The organism is Stenotrophomonas sp. 10L48, assembly GCF_056395105.1.
The window spans coordinates 184,960-200,301 of sequence record NZ_JBFTIX010000005.1; the positions used below are offsets into that span (position 1 = coordinate 184,960).

Genomic DNA, 15,342 nt, shown 5'->3' on the forward strand with positions numbered 1-15,342 from the left:
GCTCAGACTCCTTGGTATTCGATCAGGCGCAGATCGACGCGATCTTCGCCGTCTTCACGTTGCAGGATGCGCACCGGGGTGGGGACACCGTTGGCGATCCAGAGAATGGTTTCATTGTTGCCGCCGTTGGTGCGATACACCCGCAGCGCGTTGTAGGACAGGTCGCCGACCTCGACGTTCTCGGTCTGCGCCGCGGCCTGGTAATCGTGCTGGCGCACCTTGCCCATGTCGACGTAGCGATAGTGCATGGCCGCGCCGGGACGGGCGTCGCGCATGATCGCCAGGTTGATCAGCAACGCGCTCTGGTCGCCGGCCTGCAGTGGAATCGGCTGGGCGCGCTTCTTTTCCACGTCGCCGCTCCATTGCGCGGTACCGGCCTGCCAGTTGTAGGTGCCGACCGCCTTCTTGCCCAGGAACAGGCCCTTGCGCACCGTGCTCTGGCTGAGCGGCGCATACACACCGCTGCGCTCCTCGAACACCGTGCTCTGCTCGATGTTCAGGCCGAGCACGCTGGCAAAGCCGCGGCGGCCGACCACCTGCATGTCCACCCGCCACTGGCTGCCGCCGGTGTGGGTGACCTGCATGGTCGCATCGCCTGCTTCCTTGCCCTTGAAGAACGCCTGGTAGGTCGCGCTGAACGGCTGCAGCGGCGGCGGCTCCCAGGCCAGTGCAGGCAACACCGGCGGCGCCACCTCCGCAGTTGCCTGCGCAGCGGGCGCTGTTGCCTGGCCCCAGCCCGCACAGGCGAGGACGGCAAGCGGCAGCAGCAGAGTTGTACGCAGCAGGGACGTGGTCTTCATGGCCGACAGGAACCGCAGGAGGGGAGCAGGATGCCAGCCCCGCAGTCAGCGGGGCGTGTGCACGGGCGTTACCGGTTCAGGTTTCCGGCGGAATCTAGAGCCAAGGGGCTAAACAGGGGGTGACCGTCGAACATCGGCCGGCCTTCCCGTTCAGCCAGGCGGCCTGCACAGAGCAGTTCCAGGGTGGCGATCAGCAGCGGATGCTCCACCGCAAGCACGCGTTCGGCCAGGGTCTGCGCATCGTCGCCGGCAAGCACCGGAACCCGGGCCTGCGCCAGCACCGCGCCGGCATCCAGTTCCGGCACCACCAGGTGCACGCTGGCGCCGTGCTCGCTATCGCCGGCCTCAAGCGCCCGTGCATGGGTGTGCAGGCCCTTGTGCAACGGCAGCAGCGAGGGGTGGATGTTGACCAGGCGGCCAGTGAACCGCTGTACGAAATCGGCGCCCAGAATGCGCATGTAGCCGGCGCAGACGATCCAGTCCGGCGTGGATGCTGCCAGCGCATCACCCAGCGCCTGCTCGTAGGCGGCGCGGTTGCTGAATTCCTTCGGCGCATGCCCCCAGCGCCGATCCGTTGCCACCCGCTCCAGGGCGGTCGCATCGGGACGATCGGAGAACACGCCGACAATCTCGGCCTGTAGTCGCCCTGCCGCGATGGCGTCGACAATGGCCTGCAGGTTGCTGCCGCGCCCGGATGCCAGCACGGCGATTCGGCGGATGCTCATCGCACCACGCTCCGGCGTACCAGCGGCCACAGCAACAGGCTGCCCAGGGTCGCCAGCAGCATGTCCGCATGCGCGTCCCACATGTCGCCCTGCTGGCCGTTGTAGGCCTCGGCCGCTTCCGGCGACAGGGCAAGGGCGATGCCCCATTCCAGCCACTCATACACCAGGCTGGAACACATCACCGCCATCACCGCCAGGGTGAATGCCTGGCCGATGCGCAGCGCAGGCCAGGAATGTCGCGCCAGCTGCAGCAATGCGGGGGTGAAGCAGACGCCATAGAGGAAGTGGATCAGGCGATCGAAGTGGTTGCGCTGCCAGCCAAAGGCGGCGTCCGGCGACCACCCGAGCAGCGACTGCAGCCATGCGTCATACGGGACGTTGGAGTACAGCCAGCGCGCGGCCACGCAGTGGATGGCGATGAAGCCGCAGATGGCGATGAACGCGCCGTTGCCCAGCTGCCAGCGCCGGTCCACCCACCACAGGGCCAGCAGGCCGATCACCGTCAGCGAACTGTGCAGGGTCTGCTCGAGCGGCCACAGCGGATGGATCCAGGTGGCGGCGAAGATGCCCAGCACCGCGACCAGTGCGGCCTTCTTCGGTGCCGACAGGGAGTGGGTGGCGCGGTTGCGGGCGAGCGTGGAGGCAGCGGGCGTGGACATGTCGGGGCGATCAGCAGAAGAGACGGAACATGCGCTTGCCAGCTCAGACGCTGACGTGGTCGCCGCGGTCGAACAGGGCGGCGATCTCCGGCTTGCGCAGGAAATACACCGCGTAGGCGGTCAGGGCCATGCCCAGTGGGCCGGCCATCACCGCTGCCCAGGCCGCGCCGCGACACCAGGCCAGATGGCTGCGCTGGCCAAGCAGCCGCGCGGTGCGCAGCTGCAGGAAGCCCAAGCCGATGGCCAGCAGCGACACCGCGCCGTACACCGTCGCCAGCACCGCGCCGTCGTCCATTCCGCGTTCGAAGGCGACGATGCCGACAAAGCCGAGGAAGACCAGCGCTGCCAGCCAATGGAAGCCGGCCAGCGCGTAGAACAGGATCTTCAGGTTGTGCAGGTGGCTTGCGGTCTGCAGGTCGGCCAGGGTCTGCCGTGGCAGCGGCGGGGGGTTCATGCCATCGCTCATGCCACACCCGCCTGGCCAGCGAAGGCGGCTTTCACCTGCGGGCGCAGCAGCACGACCAGGGTGAACACGCCGAGGATGGTGCCGATGGGGGTGAACAGGCACGCCAGCCCCGCCACGATCATGCACAGCAGGTAGCGGCGCTGCCGTGACAGGCAGCGGCCGGCATAGGCCACGAAGCCTGCCAGGGTCAGCCCGCCGAGCACGATGCAGACGCCCATCACGGTGAACAGCCAGCCGACGAACTGCTGCTCTTCCGGCGATGACGGTTCACCGCCGGATTTCATCGGCAGCGAGCCGGACAGCATGGCGATGCCCAGCACGATGTGCAGCACGAAGACCAGCGAGAACACCGCCATCAGGCCAGCGACCACATAGTGGCCGATCGCCAGCTGGCGTAGCTGGGTGGCGTCCTGCGGGCCGAACACCGGCACGGCCGGGTTCGGCGGCAGCACCGGCGGAGCCGGCGGCGTCGACAAGGGAGGAGGTGCGTCCATGCGGGTTCCTTTGTCCAGTGGATCAGGCGATGTGGACGCGTTCGCCGCCCTGGGCGGTGACCACTTGGCCGATCGTCCAGTGCTCCAGGCCTTCCGCCTTGACCGCAGCGGATACGGCCTCGAGCTGGTCGGCAGCGACGATCAGCACGAAGCCGATGCCGCAGTTGAAGGTGCGCCACATCTCGCTGTCTGCCACCGCGCCTTCCTTCTGCAGCCACTGGAACACCGGCGGCAGGGTCCACGACGAGGCCTGGATGTCCAGGCCGAGGCCTTCGGGCACCACGCGGATGATGTTCTCGGTCAGGCCGCCACCGGTGATGTGGGCCATGCCGTGGATGGCATCGCCGTGCGACTTCAGCAGCGACAGGATCGGCTTGACGTACAGGCGGGTGGGGGCCATCAGCGCATCGACCAGCTTGACCCCGCCTTCCAGTTCCAGCTCGGCCGGGCGGCCGGCGCGGTCATAGATGCGACGGACCAGCGAATAGCCGTTGGAGTGCGGGCCGGACGAGGCGATGCCGATCAGCACGTCGCCGGCGGTGACATTGGCGCCGTCCTTCAGTTCGCTCTTTTCGACGGCCGCGACGGTGAAGCCGGCCAGGTCGTACTCGCCCGGCGCGTACATGTCGGGCATCTCGGCGGTTTCGCCGCCGATCAGGGCGCAGCCGGCCTCGGTACAGCCATTGGCGATGCCGCCCACGACCGCGGCGGCGGTGTCGATGTCCAGCTTGCCGGTGGCGAAGTAGTCCAGGAAGAACAAGGGCTCGGCGCCCTGCACCAGCACGTCGTTCACGCACATGGCGACCAGGTCGATGCCGATCGTATCGTGGCGGTTCAGCTGGTGGGCCAGCTTCAGCTTGGTGCCGACGCCGTCGGTGCCCGACACCAGCACCGGCTCGCGGTACTTGTTGGACAGGTCGAACAGGGCGCCGAAGCCACCCAGGCCGCCCATCACCTCCGGACGGAAGCTGCGCTTGACCAGGGGCTTGATCCGCTCGACCAGTTCGTTGCCGGCGTCGATGTCGACACCCGCGTCACGGTAGGTGAGAGGAGAAGGGGCGGAAGACGGGCTGTTGGTCACGGGCGTCGGCGCTGGCAGGGGTTGAATCGCCGATTTTAACAGGCCGCATTGGCGCAAAGGCCGTATTCGGGCAACAATTCCCCCCGGATACGTCGAGCCAATGGATGTCCTGATGCGCCGCAGCCTGTTTTTGACCCTGCTCCTTGCGCTGTGCCTGCCGGTGGCCACGATGGCCCAGAGCGGCATGCGAACCGAGGGGGATGTTGCCACTGCCAGTGGTGCGTACGAGGCCGAAGTGCCCGTCAACAGCCAAGCCGAGGCTGACCGCAACGGTGCACTTGCCCGCGCGTTGAGCGTTGTACTGGGCAAATTGTCCGGCGATCGCAGCGTCATGTCGCGCCCCGGCGTGGCGCAGGCGTTGCGCAATGCCAAGGACTACGTTGCCAGCTACGACTACAAGCAGGACCAGAGCGTGGGCGCCAGCGGTGCGCCGAGCTTCCGTACCCTGCTGGTCGCGCGCTTCCGCGAGGATGACGTGGACGGGCTGGTGTCGGCCCTGGGCCTTCCGCTGTGGCCTCAGCCCCGGCCGAAGCCGGTGCTGTGGCTGGCCGTCGACGACGGCAGTGGTCCGCGCCTGGTCAGCGTGCAGCAGGCCAACGCTGCGCGGCCGCTGCTGAGCCGGGCCATCGAGCGCGGCTACAAGCTCGGCCTGCCCAGTGGTGGCGCCGCCGAGCAGGCCCTGGCCGGTGCCATCTGGCGCCAGGACAGCGCCGCAGTCGCGCGGGCCTCGTCGCGCTATTCGCCGCCGATGCAGCTGATCGGCAAGCTTTACCGCGCCAATGGCGGCTGGCAGGCGGACTGGGTGTTCGTCGACAACGGCCGGGAACTGAACAAGTGGACCAGCAAGGACGCCAACGCCATGCGCGCGATGGCCGCCGGTGCCGATGGCGCTGCCGACGCGCTGGTCAAGCGTTATGCAAAGGCCGGTGCGGCCACCGGCCAGGCGGGCACCTACCGCGTGGTGGTGACCGGCATCAACAGCGCCGACGAATACCTGCGCCTGGCCGCCGGCCTGCGTGAAGTTGCGGTGGTGCGCAACGTCACCCCGCTGCGCGCGACCGCCGACCACCTGGAACTGAATCTGGAAATGACCACCGGCCTGGCCGGCTTCAACCGCATGCTCGGCGACAACGGCGTGCTGGTGCCGTCGGCGACACTGCCGGCCCTGCCGACGCCGATCGACGATACGACCGGTGCACCGGCACCGGCGCCGGTCAGCAATGAGTACCGCCTGCGATGATCCTGTCCCCGGAAGCGGAAATCGCGCAGTTCCTGCGGCGGCTGAAGTTCATCCTGCTGGCCGGCCTGATCGGCTGGGTCGTGTGGCTGCTGGCGCCGATCCTGACGCCGTTCGTGCTGGCGCTGGCGCTGGCCTGGCTGGGCGATCCGCTGGTGGACCGCATCGAGGACACCGGCCGCTCGCGCATGACCGGCGTGGTGCTGGTGTTCGTGGCAATGGTGCTGGTGATCGTCGCGCTGCTGCTGGTGCTGGTGCCGATGATCGAGCGCCAGATCAGCACCCTGATCGCCGCGGCCCCGCAGGCGCAGGCCTGGCTGATGGAGAAGGGCATTCCCTGGTTCGAGCAGAAGACCGGGCTGGAAGTGATGCAGTGGATGGATCCGGACCGTGTGATCGAATGGGTGCGCAGCCATTGGCAGCAGGCCGGCGGGTTCGCCACGACCTTCATGGGCTACGTATCGCGCTCGGGCTTCACGGTGGTGACCTGGGTGGTCAACCTGTTGCTGCTGCCGATCCTGGCGTTCTACTTCCTGCGTGACTGGGACAAGCTGGTCGAACGCGTGGCATCGGTGATCCCGCGCAACCAGATCGGCACGATCACCACCCTGGCACGTGAATCCAACGAGGTGCTCGGCGCCTTCATCCGCGGGCAGTTCCTGGTGATGCTGGCGCTGGGCGTGATCTACGCCGGTGGCCTGTCGCTGGTCGGGCTCAAGCTGGGCCTGCTGATCGGCCTGATCGCCGGCCTGATCAGCTTCATTCCCTACCTGGGCGCGACCACCGGCATCCTGATGGCGATCGTGGCTGCGCTGGTACAGGCGCAGGGGTTCGACCTGAAACTGCTGATTCTGGTGGGCGTGGTGTTCACCGTTGGCCAGCTGCTGGAGAGCTACGTGCTGACCCCGCGCATCGTCGGCGACAAGATCGGCCTGCACCCGGTGGCGGTGATCTTCGCGGTGATGGCAGGCGGCCAGCTGTTCGGCTTCCTGGGCATGCTGCTGGCGCTGCCGGTGGCGGCGGTCAGCAATGTGCTGTTGCGCTATGCGCACCAGCGTTACCGCCAGAGTGAGCTATACGCCGGCGAGAAGCCCGCGATCGTGCTTGATGGTGTGATCGACCAGCCCCATATCATCGTGCCTGGCAATGACAAGGGTCCGGAACTGAAGTGATTGGTGTGCCGCAACTTCCGCTGGCCCTGCATTACCCGCGGGACCAGCGGCTGGAAAGCTTCATCGGCGCGCCGGACGGCGCGCTGGCGCAGCTGCATGCCATCGCGGTGGGGGCCAGCCACGACTGGGTGTACCTGGAAGGCGCGGCCGGCACCGGCAAGACCCACCAGGCGCTGGCGATGTGCTCCAGCGCCGAGCAGGCCGGGCGCCTGCCGACCTATGTGCCGCTGGCCAGCGTGGTCGGCCGGGTGCGGGTGGCGCTGGAAGGGCTTGAGCAGCGCGAGCTGGTGGCGCTGGATGGCCTGGATGCGGTGGCAGGCAATCGTGAGGATGAAATCGCGCTGTTCGATTTCCACAACCGCGCGCGCGCTGCCGACGTGACGGTGTTGTACACCGCACAGAAGTCGCCGGGCGAACTGGGCCTGGTGCTGCCGGACCTGCGTTCGCGCCTGGGCCAATGCGTGCGCGTGCTGTTGCAGCCGCTGGACGAGGAAGGCCGCGCGGCGGTGTTGCGCGAGCGCGCGCTGCGCAGAGGGCTGGCGATCGACGAGGCCGCCATCGAGTGGCTGCTGTCGCACACCGGTCGCGAGCTGGGTGGTCTGATCACGTTGCTGGACTGGCTGGATCGCGAATCGCTGGCGGCGAAGCGGCGGATTACCGTGCCGTTCCTGCGCCAGGTGCTGGAAGAAGGCCGTCCTCGTTACTGAGGGGTGTGGTTCGGCAGGGCTGCGCCCTGCACCCGCCGAAGCCAGGGCAACGTCAACGTCAACAGCAAAAGCTCGCTATCCGTGGGATGGCGGGGTGGCTCAGGTTGCGGGGGACGGCGCAAGTACGTCCCTGTAGCCTCGGTCGCGCCATCCATGGCGCTCACGCCCCCGCAACCTGAGCCACCCCGCCTTCGACAGGTTCCCGCGATCTGCCGTGTCGGCGTTCTGCACTGCTGTTGGTGGGTGTCGACCCTGGTCGACACGTGTCTTGCTTGTAGTGGGTGACGACCGTTGGTCGTCACAAGAGCGAAGCGACCCGCTTCTGCTTTTCCTTTTTCTTTTTCGTGGCTGGACGCGCACGGAATTTGTCAGAGGTCGTTGGCGCCATGGATGGYGACAAGTAGATCCACGCCATGCGTGGATGAGACTTTCCGGGGAAGGACTGCCTTGGATCCGACGTTCTCTGCTTGTGGTGGGTGACGACCGTTGGTCGTCACCAGAGCGAAGCGACCCGCTTCTGCTTTTCCTTCTTTTCCGTGGCTGGACGCACACGCAGACTGTCAGAGGTCGGGCGGGTGGGCCATGCAGGGGCGTTGGCGCCATGGATGGCGCCATCGAGCTTACATGGACGTACTTGCAGCGTCCCCTGCATGGCCCACCCGCCCGGCCAAGCACGGCTTTTGATTCAAGCGACCAACCACGACGGGCTCAGCCGTTCGCGGTCAACTCCGCATCCAGCGCATGCAGGCGATCAACGGTCCCGACATCGGTCCAGCGCCCGCGATGGTGCTGCCCCGTCATCAGCCCCTGTGCCATGAAATGCTTCTGCAACGGCACCACCGAAAACTTCGGTGGCACACACTCGCTGCCCGGTGCCTCACCGATCACCGCACGCCAATCGGCCACGATCGACGGACGATAGACGCCGATGCCCGCATAGGTCAGGCACGGGCCTTCGCGGTCATGGTGCAGTACACCGTGCGCGTCCAGCCGGTAGTCGCCATTGGGGTGCTGCGCGGGGTTGTCGACCAGTACCAGATGCGCTTGGCCGGCCGGTTCACGCGGCAGCGTGGCGAAATCGAAATCGGTCCAGATATCGCCGTTCACTACCAGGAACGGATCGTCCCCCAGCGCCGGCAATGCATTGAGGATGCCGCCACCGGTTTCCAGCGGGGTATCGCCTTCGTGCATGAAATGCAGGCGCAGGCCCCATTGGCTGCCATCGCCCAATGCGGCCGGGAACTGCTCGGCGAGCCACGCGGTGTTGATCACCACGTCGTGGATGCCGAGCGCAGCCAACCGCTCCAGATGCCACGCGATCAGGGGTTTGCCGGCCACCGCCAGCAGTGGCTTGGGCGTGTGCAGGGTGAGGGGGCGCATGCGCTCACCCAGGCCGGCGGCGAAAATCAGTGCCTTCATCGATGCGGCCTTCAGCGCTGCACGCGCATCGGCGCGGCCAACTCGGCCAGTGCCGGTTTGATCCGCGTTTCCAGCAACTGCTGCAGGGGCGCCAGTTCGCGATAGCGCGGCAGCACTTCATCGAGGTAGGTGATGAAGCGCGGCGCATCGTCCAGGTAGTGGCCCTTGTTGTCGCGATAGCGCAGGCGGCAGAACAGGCCGAGGATCTTCACGTGGCGCTGGATGCCCATCCAGTCGGCATCGCGCAGGAAAGTGGCACGGTCGGGTACCGGCAGGCCGGCATCGCGTGCGCGCTGGTGATACTGCGCCAGCCATTCGTCCACGCGCTGCAGCGGCCAGCTCAGGAAGGCATCCTTGAACAGACTTACCGCGTCGTACGCGATCGGGCCACGCACCAGGTCCTGGAAATCCAGCACCGCCGGGCCGCCATCCACCGGCATCAGGTTGCGCGGCATGTAGTCGCGGTGGGTCATCAGCTGGGCCTGGCCCAGCGCGTTGTCCATCAGCCGACGGTGCACCAGCTGCAGGCCTTCGATCTCGCCGCAGTCCAGTTCAAGGCCAAGATGGCGTTGCAGGAACCACTCGTCGAACAGGCCGGCATCACGCTGCAGCAGCGCTTCGCCGAACTGGCCGAAATCGGCCGGCACCGGAATGGCCTGCAGGCGCAGCAGCTGATCGATGGATCGGCTGAACCACTCGTCGGCATTGCGTTCGTCGAGGATCTTCGCCAGCGTCGGGCCGCCCAGGTCTTCCAGCAGCAGGAAGCCGGCGTCGAGGTCCTGGGCAAGCAGGGCGGGCACGCGCAGGCCGTGATCGTGCAGCAGGCCGCGCATGCGCAGCCACGGCGTGGGGTCTTCCAGCCCCGGCGGGGCGTCCATCACGATGTGGCTGCCGCGATGGCTGGTGGTGCGCCAGTAGCTGCGCATGCCGGCGTCGACCGAGGCGCGTTCGACCACGGTGTTGCCGTCGTCAAGCTGGGTACGGGCCCATTGCAGGCGCTGTGCGCTGCGCTGGGGATCAGAGGCGGGTTCGGTCATGCAGGCATATCCGGGCGCGCCGGGCGCGCCAACGTCGGGGGCAGAATGGGAAAAGAGAGGGCGGCTCAGCGGCGGCCGCTGAACAGGCGCAGGATCGCCAGCACGACGACCGCACCCAGCACCGCGCCGAGGAAGCCGGCCGGTTCACCGGGCGCGTACCAGCCCATGTACTGGCCGAACCAGCCGGCCAGCAGCGCGCCGATGATGCCCAGCACGATGGTCAGCAGGCAGCCCATGCGGTTGTTGCCGGGCATGAAGAAGCGTCCCAGCAGGCCGACGAAGAAGCCGACCAGGATGATGTAGAGCCAGCTGGTGCTGCCAAACAGACCGTTCATGCGATCACTGCTCTGGAAGGTTGGACGCAGCCTAGCAAGGCCGGGCTGCGTCCGTCACTGCGTGCTGGATCAGCAGCAGCCGTGGTCGCCGTGGCGGGTGCCGCTGTCGGCGGCCACCGGCGAACCGCTGGTCTCGCCACGCAGGCTGGCCGCGTAGTGCTCGCTGATCACCTTGGACACGCACGAGGTGACCTTCTTGCCCATCGGGATGTGCAGGAACTCGTTCGGGCCGTGGGCATTGGAGTGCGGGCCGAGCACGCCGGTGATCATGAACTGGGCGCCCGGGAACTTCTCGCCCAGCATGCCCATGAACGGGATCGAGCCGCCTTCGCCCATGTACATCGCCGGCTTGCCGAAGAAGGTCTGGCTGGCATCGTCGATGGCCTTGGTCAGCCACGGTGCCATCGCCGGCGCGTTCCAGCCGGTGGAGGCCTTTTCCAGGTCCAGGGTGACCTGCGCGCCGTTCGGCGGATCGCGCAGCAGCGCTTCCTTCAGCAGCTCGCCGCAGGTCTTGCCATCGGCAGTGGGCGGCAGGCGCAGCGACAGCTTCACTGCGGTATGCGGGCGCAGCACGTTGCCGGCCGATTCCAGCGGCGGCATGCCGCCGATGCCGGTCACCGACAGGGCCGGGCGCCAGGTGCGGTTGAGCACCAGCTCGGTCAGGTCGTCGTTCATCGGCTTGAGGCCATCGACCAGCGGGAATTTCTCGAAGATCGCGGTGTCGACCACGTCGGCGGCACGCTTGGCCTGTTCCAGGCGCTCGGCCGGGATCTCCACGTTCATGCCGTCGATCAGGATGCGGCCGGTGTCCTGGTCCTCGATGCGCGACAGCAACTGGCGCAGCAGGCGGAAGCTGGACGGCACCACGCCGGAGGCGTCACCGGAGTGCACGCCTTCGTTGAGCACCTTCACCGAGAAGTTGCCGCCGGTCAGGCCGCGCAGCGAGGTGGTGCACCACAGCTGGTCGTAGTTGGCACAGCCCGAATCCAGGCAGACCACCAGCGACGGCTTGCCGATGCGGTCAGCCAGATGGTCCACGTAGGCCGGCAGGTCGTAGCTGCCCGACTCTTCACAGGCTTCGATCAGCACCACGCAGCGGGCATGCGGCAAGCCCTGGGCCTGCAGTGCCAGCACGGCGGCCAGCGAGCCGAAGATGGCGTAGCCGTCATCGGCACCGCCACGGCCATACAGCTTGTCGCCGCGCAGGACCGGGGTCCACGGGCCCAGGTCGTCGTCCCAGCCGGTCATCTCCGGCTGCTTGTCCAGGTGCCCGTAGAGCAGGATGGTGTCGTCGCCGGTTTCGGCGCCGGTAGCCGGAATTTCCAGCAGAATCAGCGGGGTACGGCCTTCCAGGCGCACCACTTCGACCTTCAGGCCGGGCAGGTCCTGGGCCTTGGCCCAGGTTTCCATCAGGGTGACCGCCTGCTCCATGTAGCCGTTCTGCACCCAGTTGGCGTCGAACATCGGCGACTTGTTGGGAATGCGGATGTAGTCGACCAACTGCGGGACGATTTCGCTGTCCCACTTGTCATTGACGAATTGGCCGAGCTTGGCGCTGTCCATCTGAAACTCCGGTTGCATGGCTGATCCGCCCATTCTACGCCTCGGCCAAGGGTAGGGTTTTCCCTACATCACGTCGGGTATTTGGCTGGCTTTTAGAAATCCGTGAACCCTATACGCTGTGTGCATGTGGTGACGGACACTGTTTCGACCGACGGGATTGCCGGTCGGGACGGTCAGAACCACAAGGAGATACACGTCGTGCCTTGGTTTGTCGTGTTAAGGGCGCTGGTGCTGGGAGTGTGGATCGCGGGAGCGCAAGCTGCCGAGCCGATCGACATCAACCGGGCCGATGCCCAGGCGCTGCAGCAGGGATTGACGATGGTCGGGGCCACCAAGGCTGCGGCGATCGTCGAGCACCGGCGCAGACACGGCCCGTTTCACCGCGTCGAGGACCTGACGCAGGTGAAGGGGATAGGGACATCGATCGTCGAACGGAATCGACGACGGATCACCGTTGGCAACACGATGTTGCCTGCGGATCCGGTACCCGGATCGGTACCGGTGCGAACCGTACCCAGGCGCTGACAACAGGAATCGTCGGAATCTGCAGGATGCAGGTTCAATGGCTGCGGACAGGATGGCTGCAGCCGCCGACCGTCGCAGGGATGCGGCACCAATCACCAGGATGGTGGCATCACAGACCTGTGGAAGGGGCTGAGATACAAACAGGACAGACGCGGCCGCGTGCAGGATGCAACGCCGCCCCCGCTTCGCAGGATGCGAGGGGGTGGCAGCAGGCCGACAGGGACGTGACGATTGCCCGGTACGACACATGGCTGTGTCGCCGGGCAATTTCTTTTGGCGCGGCTGCGACGTGCCCATGGTGTACGGTGGGGTCTTCGCATGGAATGGAACCTGCTGGATGCACCTGCACCGTTTGACCTTGATGCTCGCCGTGGCCTTGGCACTGCCGTGCGCCGCACAGGCGGCCGCACCCTCCAAGCCTGTCGTGGCCACGACCTCCGAAGTACGCGGGCCGACCGACCTCAAGCCGGGCGAGTACCTGTGGCATCCGGAAGTCTCGCCGGCCGGTCCGATCGTGCTGGTGGTGAGCCTGGATGAGCAACGGGCTTACGTGTACCGCAATGGCATTGCCATCGGCCTGACCACGATCAGCTCGGGCAAGACCGGCCATGAGACGCCGACCGGTGTGTTCACCATCCTGCAGAAGGACAAGGACCACCGCTCCAACCTCTACAACAGCGCACCCATGCCGTACATGCAGCGGCTGACCTGGGACGGCATCGCCCTTCACGGCGGCAGCCTGCCCGGGCATCCGGCCTCGCATGGCTGCGTGCGCCTGCCGCAGGCCTTCGCCCAGAAGCTGTTCAGCGAAACCAAGCGCGGCGATACGGTGGTCGTGGCCGATGCCAAGAGCGCGCCGATGACGCTGGCCTATCCGGCGGTGCTGGCGCCGGTGAATGCACGCGGCCAGGCCCTGCCGGAAGGCGAGGGCGGTGCTCCCGACAAGGCCTGGTGGGATGATGCGGCCGCACCCAGTGGCCAGGTCGGCATCCTGGTCAGCCTGCACGACCAGCGCCTGTACGTGCTGCGCGATGGCGTGATGATCGGTGAGTCGCCGCTGAAGGCCGACGCGCTGCCAGCGTTCCAGGGCACCACCCTGTTCGTGATGGGCCAGGGCTACAGCGATACGCCCAGCCCGCTTGATGCACAGCAGCGCCTGCACCAGTGGACGGCCTATCCGCTGCTCGGCCAGGACCGCGCCCAGGCCACGCCGGACCTGCTGGCCACGCCGTCGTTGCCGATGGCCCTGCCGGCCGATTTCGCCCGCCAGCTGTACCAGGTACTGGTGCCGGGCACGACCCTGCTGGTGACGTCGCTGCCGGCGGTGCGCCCAAGCGCGGCTGAATCGGGAATGCAGCCGGTCTTGGAATCAGAGCCGCCAGCGTCCACCCTCAAGGGGTCCTGAGACCTCCCTACGTGCCCATGTCTGCTTCCCGCCTGTGCCGGCTGGCCGCCCTTGGCCTGCTGGCAACCACTGCCAGCGCCCCGGCCGGGGCACAGACGCCCATTGCCGCCATCAGCGCCGACGACCTCGCCGCGCAGCTGGCACGCACCGCGCCCAAGGCGGACCGTCGGGTTCTGCAGTTGGCTGCCCACGCCATGCGCTGCGCACTGCAGCGGCCGGAGCTGGGAGTCAGCAGTGAACGCCTGAGCGTGATCGATTACTCGCGGCCGTCCACCGAGCCGCGGATGTGGGTCTTCGATCTCGCCCGCCAGCGGCTGTTGTTCGAGGAGTGGGTGGCGCACGGCCGCAACAGCGGCGAGAACCGCACCGAACATTTCTCCAACCGCGATGGCAGCTTCATGTCCAGCATCGGTGCGTTCACCGCGCAGGAAACCTACATGGGCGGCAACGGCTATTCGCTGCGCCTGGCAGGATTGGAGCCGGGGTTCAACGATCGTGCGCGCGAGCGCGCCATCGTCATCCACGGTGCGCCGTATGTGAATCCGTCCACTGCGCAGTTGCAGGGGCGGTTGGGGCGCAGTCTGGGCTGCCCGGCGGTGCGGTTGTCGGTGGCCAAGCCGCTGATCGACGCGCTGCGAGGCGGCACGATGGTGTTTGCGTACTACCCCGACAAGGACTGGCTCAAGCACTCACAGCTGCTGGGCGGCGATTGCGGTACGGCTGCGGGTCTTGCAACGCGTTGATGCGTTACGGCGCGCGGCATGATGCAATGCGCGCATGAACATCGACTCCCTGTTGCAGACCCCGAGCCAGGTGATTTCCAGCCTGGACTACCGCCGCGAACGCTGGCGCAACGGCCTCGGCTGGACCCGCGAGATCCTGCGGTTGCCAGCGCAGGGCGATGATTGGGCGTTGCGCCTGTCGGTGGCCGAGATCGAGCAGGACGCCGCGTTTTCCGCATTCCCGGGCGTCGAGCGCGAACTGGTGCTGCTGCAGGGCAATGGCGTGCGCCTGCGTTTCGAGGACGGCCGCGTAGCCGAGGTGCTGCCACCGCATGGGCGCGTGCGTTTTGCCGGTGAAGCTGCGCTGCACGGCGAGCTGGTGGACGGCACCACCCACGATTTCAACCTGATGTGGAAGCGCGGACTGCTGCAGGCCGAGCTGCTGCATCGTCCACTGGTCGGGCCGATGTTCTTCTTCTGCGAGCCGGGCGTGGCCTGGGCCCTACACCTGTTGGGCGGGCAGGCCACGTTCGGCGCGGACAGCGGATTGCCTGCGATGCAGGCCGGCGATACCGCGTGGTTGGCCGCCGGTGAGCGTCAGCGGCATGCATTGCAGGGCGGCGGCGAGTTGTTGGCGATACGGGTGAGCGCGGCGGGCGGCTGAGCCAGCGTCGGCGCCCGGAGGCAATCATCCACGCATGGCGTGGATCTACTGCAGCATGGTTGTCACCTTGGATCCGCGTAGATCCACGCCATGCGTGGATGCGGCGGCCGATATCGCAGGTGCGGACAAGGGATCGCCGCCAGCCGTTCAGTAGATCCACGCCATGCGTGGATGCAGCAGCCGATATCGCAGCAGGGTGCGAACAAGGGATCGCCGCCAGCCGTTCAGTAGATCCACGCCATGCGTGGATGCAGCAGCCGATATCGCAGCAGGGTGCGAACAAGGGATCGCCGCCAGCCGTTCAGTAGATCCACGCCATGCGTGGATGCGG

17 protein-coding genes are annotated in these 15,342 nt (G+C 67.0%); 7 read left to right on the plus strand and 10 right to left on the minus strand.

The window, feature by feature from the left end:
- Positions 1 to 2: 2 nt before the first annotated feature.
- The 6 genes from AC1DCU_RS10155 to purM all read right to left on the minus strand — a co-directional run bounded on the left by AC1DCU_RS10155 (position 3) and on the right by purM (position 4,225).
- The gene (locus AC1DCU_RS10155) at positions 3 to 800 is read right to left on the minus strand and encodes a DUF3108 domain-containing protein (RefSeq protein ID WP_442252319.1); all 798 of its coding nucleotides are present in this window, start codon (positions 798 to 800) and stop codon (positions 3 to 5) included.
- 68 nt (positions 801 to 868) lie between these two features.
- Positions 869 to 1,525 (minus strand): phosphoribosylglycinamide formyltransferase, encoded by a 657-nt coding sequence (gene purN, locus AC1DCU_RS10160; protein WP_442252320.1) that lies wholly within the window; start codon positions 1,523 to 1,525, stop codon positions 869 to 871.
- A complete protein-coding gene (locus tag AC1DCU_RS10165; RefSeq protein ID WP_170919604.1) occupies positions 1,522 to 2,133 on the minus strand; it encodes a DUF2238 domain-containing protein in 612 nt (203 codons plus the stop codon). Before AC1DCU_RS10165 ends, purN begins: the two co-directional genes overlap by 4 nt.
- Positions 2,134 to 2,227: 94 nt before the next feature.
- Complete coding sequence (locus AC1DCU_RS10170) at positions 2,228 to 2,650, minus strand: hypothetical protein (RefSeq protein ID WP_025874007.1); 423 nt, start codon at positions 2,648 to 2,650, stop codon at positions 2,228 to 2,230.
- Positions 2,647 to 3,144 (minus strand): hypothetical protein, encoded by a 498-nt coding sequence (locus AC1DCU_RS10175; RefSeq protein ID WP_105163572.1) that lies wholly within the window; start codon positions 3,142 to 3,144, stop codon positions 2,647 to 2,649. The genes AC1DCU_RS10170 and AC1DCU_RS10175 overlap by 4 nt, the downstream gene beginning before the upstream one ends.
- Positions 3,145 to 3,166: 22 nt before the next feature.
- The gene (gene purM / locus AC1DCU_RS10180; RefSeq protein WP_442252321.1) at positions 3,167 to 4,225 is read right to left on the minus strand and encodes a phosphoribosylformylglycinamidine cyclo-ligase; all 1,059 of its coding nucleotides are present in this window, start codon (positions 4,223 to 4,225) and stop codon (positions 3,167 to 3,169) included.
- Positions 4,226 to 4,337: 112 nt separating this feature from the next.
- Between purM and AC1DCU_RS10185 the strand changes: the two genes are divergently transcribed.
- From AC1DCU_RS10185 to hda, 3 genes are read left to right on the plus strand one after another with little or no spacing between them, the layout of a single operon-like run.
- Complete coding sequence (locus AC1DCU_RS10185; RefSeq protein ID WP_223482051.1) at positions 4,338 to 5,465, plus strand: DUF2066 domain-containing protein; 1,128 nt, start codon at positions 4,338 to 4,340, stop codon at positions 5,463 to 5,465.
- Positions 5,462 to 6,634: an AI-2E family transporter gene (locus AC1DCU_RS10190; protein ID WP_080149494.1), complete on the plus strand. Its 1,173-nt coding sequence runs from the start codon at positions 5,462 to 5,464 to the stop codon at positions 6,632 to 6,634. Before AC1DCU_RS10185 ends, AC1DCU_RS10190 begins: the two co-directional genes overlap by 4 nt.
- Positions 6,634 to 7,341 carry a DnaA regulatory inactivator Hda gene (gene hda / locus AC1DCU_RS10195; protein WP_032977533.1) on the plus strand — a complete coding sequence of 236 codons (708 nt, stop codon included), beginning with the start codon at positions 6,634 to 6,636 and terminating at the stop codon, positions 7,339 to 7,341. The genes AC1DCU_RS10190 and hda overlap by 1 nt, the downstream gene beginning before the upstream one ends.
- Positions 7,342 to 8,049: 708 nt before the next feature.
- Here hda and murU read toward each other — a convergent pair.
- From murU to AC1DCU_RS10215, 4 genes are all read right to left on the minus strand, one after another.
- The gene (gene murU, locus AC1DCU_RS10200) at positions 8,050 to 8,760 is read right to left on the minus strand and encodes an N-acetylmuramate alpha-1-phosphate uridylyltransferase MurU (RefSeq protein ID WP_478013570.1); all 711 of its coding nucleotides are present in this window, start codon (positions 8,758 to 8,760) and stop codon (positions 8,050 to 8,052) included.
- 11 nt (positions 8,761 to 8,771) lie between these two features.
- Positions 8,772 to 9,797 (minus strand): aminoglycoside phosphotransferase family protein, encoded by a 1,026-nt coding sequence (locus tag AC1DCU_RS10205; protein ID WP_442252382.1) that lies wholly within the window; start codon positions 9,795 to 9,797, stop codon positions 8,772 to 8,774.
- Positions 9,798 to 9,862: 65 nt separating this feature from the next.
- Positions 9,863 to 10,132, minus strand: a complete 270-nt coding sequence (locus AC1DCU_RS10210) for a GlsB/YeaQ/YmgE family stress response membrane protein (protein ID WP_025874000.1) — start codon at positions 10,130 to 10,132, stop codon at positions 9,863 to 9,865.
- Between the two features lie 69 nt (positions 10,133 to 10,201).
- On the minus strand, positions 10,202 to 11,695 hold the full coding sequence (locus AC1DCU_RS10215; RefSeq protein WP_080149492.1) for a M20 family metallopeptidase: 1,494 nt from the start codon (positions 11,693 to 11,695) through the stop codon (positions 10,202 to 10,204).
- A 198-nt stretch (positions 11,696 to 11,893) separates the two neighbouring features.
- On the opposite strand from AC1DCU_RS10215, the gene AC1DCU_RS10220 reads away from it, so the two are divergent.
- The 4 genes from AC1DCU_RS10220 (at position 11,894) to AC1DCU_RS10235 (ending at position 15,011) form a co-directional block, all read left to right on the plus strand.
- On the plus strand, positions 11,894 to 12,220 hold the full coding sequence (locus AC1DCU_RS10220) for a ComEA family DNA-binding protein (protein WP_033832065.1): 327 nt from the start codon (positions 11,894 to 11,896) through the stop codon (positions 12,218 to 12,220).
- Positions 12,221 to 12,557: 337 nt separating this feature from the next.
- Positions 12,558 to 13,625: a L,D-transpeptidase gene (locus AC1DCU_RS10225; protein ID WP_105164937.1), complete on the plus strand. Its 1,068-nt coding sequence runs from the start codon at positions 12,558 to 12,560 to the stop codon at positions 13,623 to 13,625.
- 17 nt (positions 13,626 to 13,642) lie between these two features.
- Positions 13,643 to 14,368 (plus strand): murein L,D-transpeptidase catalytic domain family protein, encoded by a 726-nt coding sequence (locus tag AC1DCU_RS10230; RefSeq protein WP_025873996.1) that lies wholly within the window; start codon positions 13,643 to 13,645, stop codon positions 14,366 to 14,368.
- A 34-nt stretch (positions 14,369 to 14,402) separates the two neighbouring features.
- A complete protein-coding gene (locus AC1DCU_RS10235) occupies positions 14,403 to 15,011 on the plus strand; it encodes a HutD/Ves family protein (RefSeq protein ID WP_032975832.1) in 609 nt (202 codons plus the stop codon).
- The last annotated feature ends 331 nt before the right edge of the window (positions 15,012 to 15,342 follow it).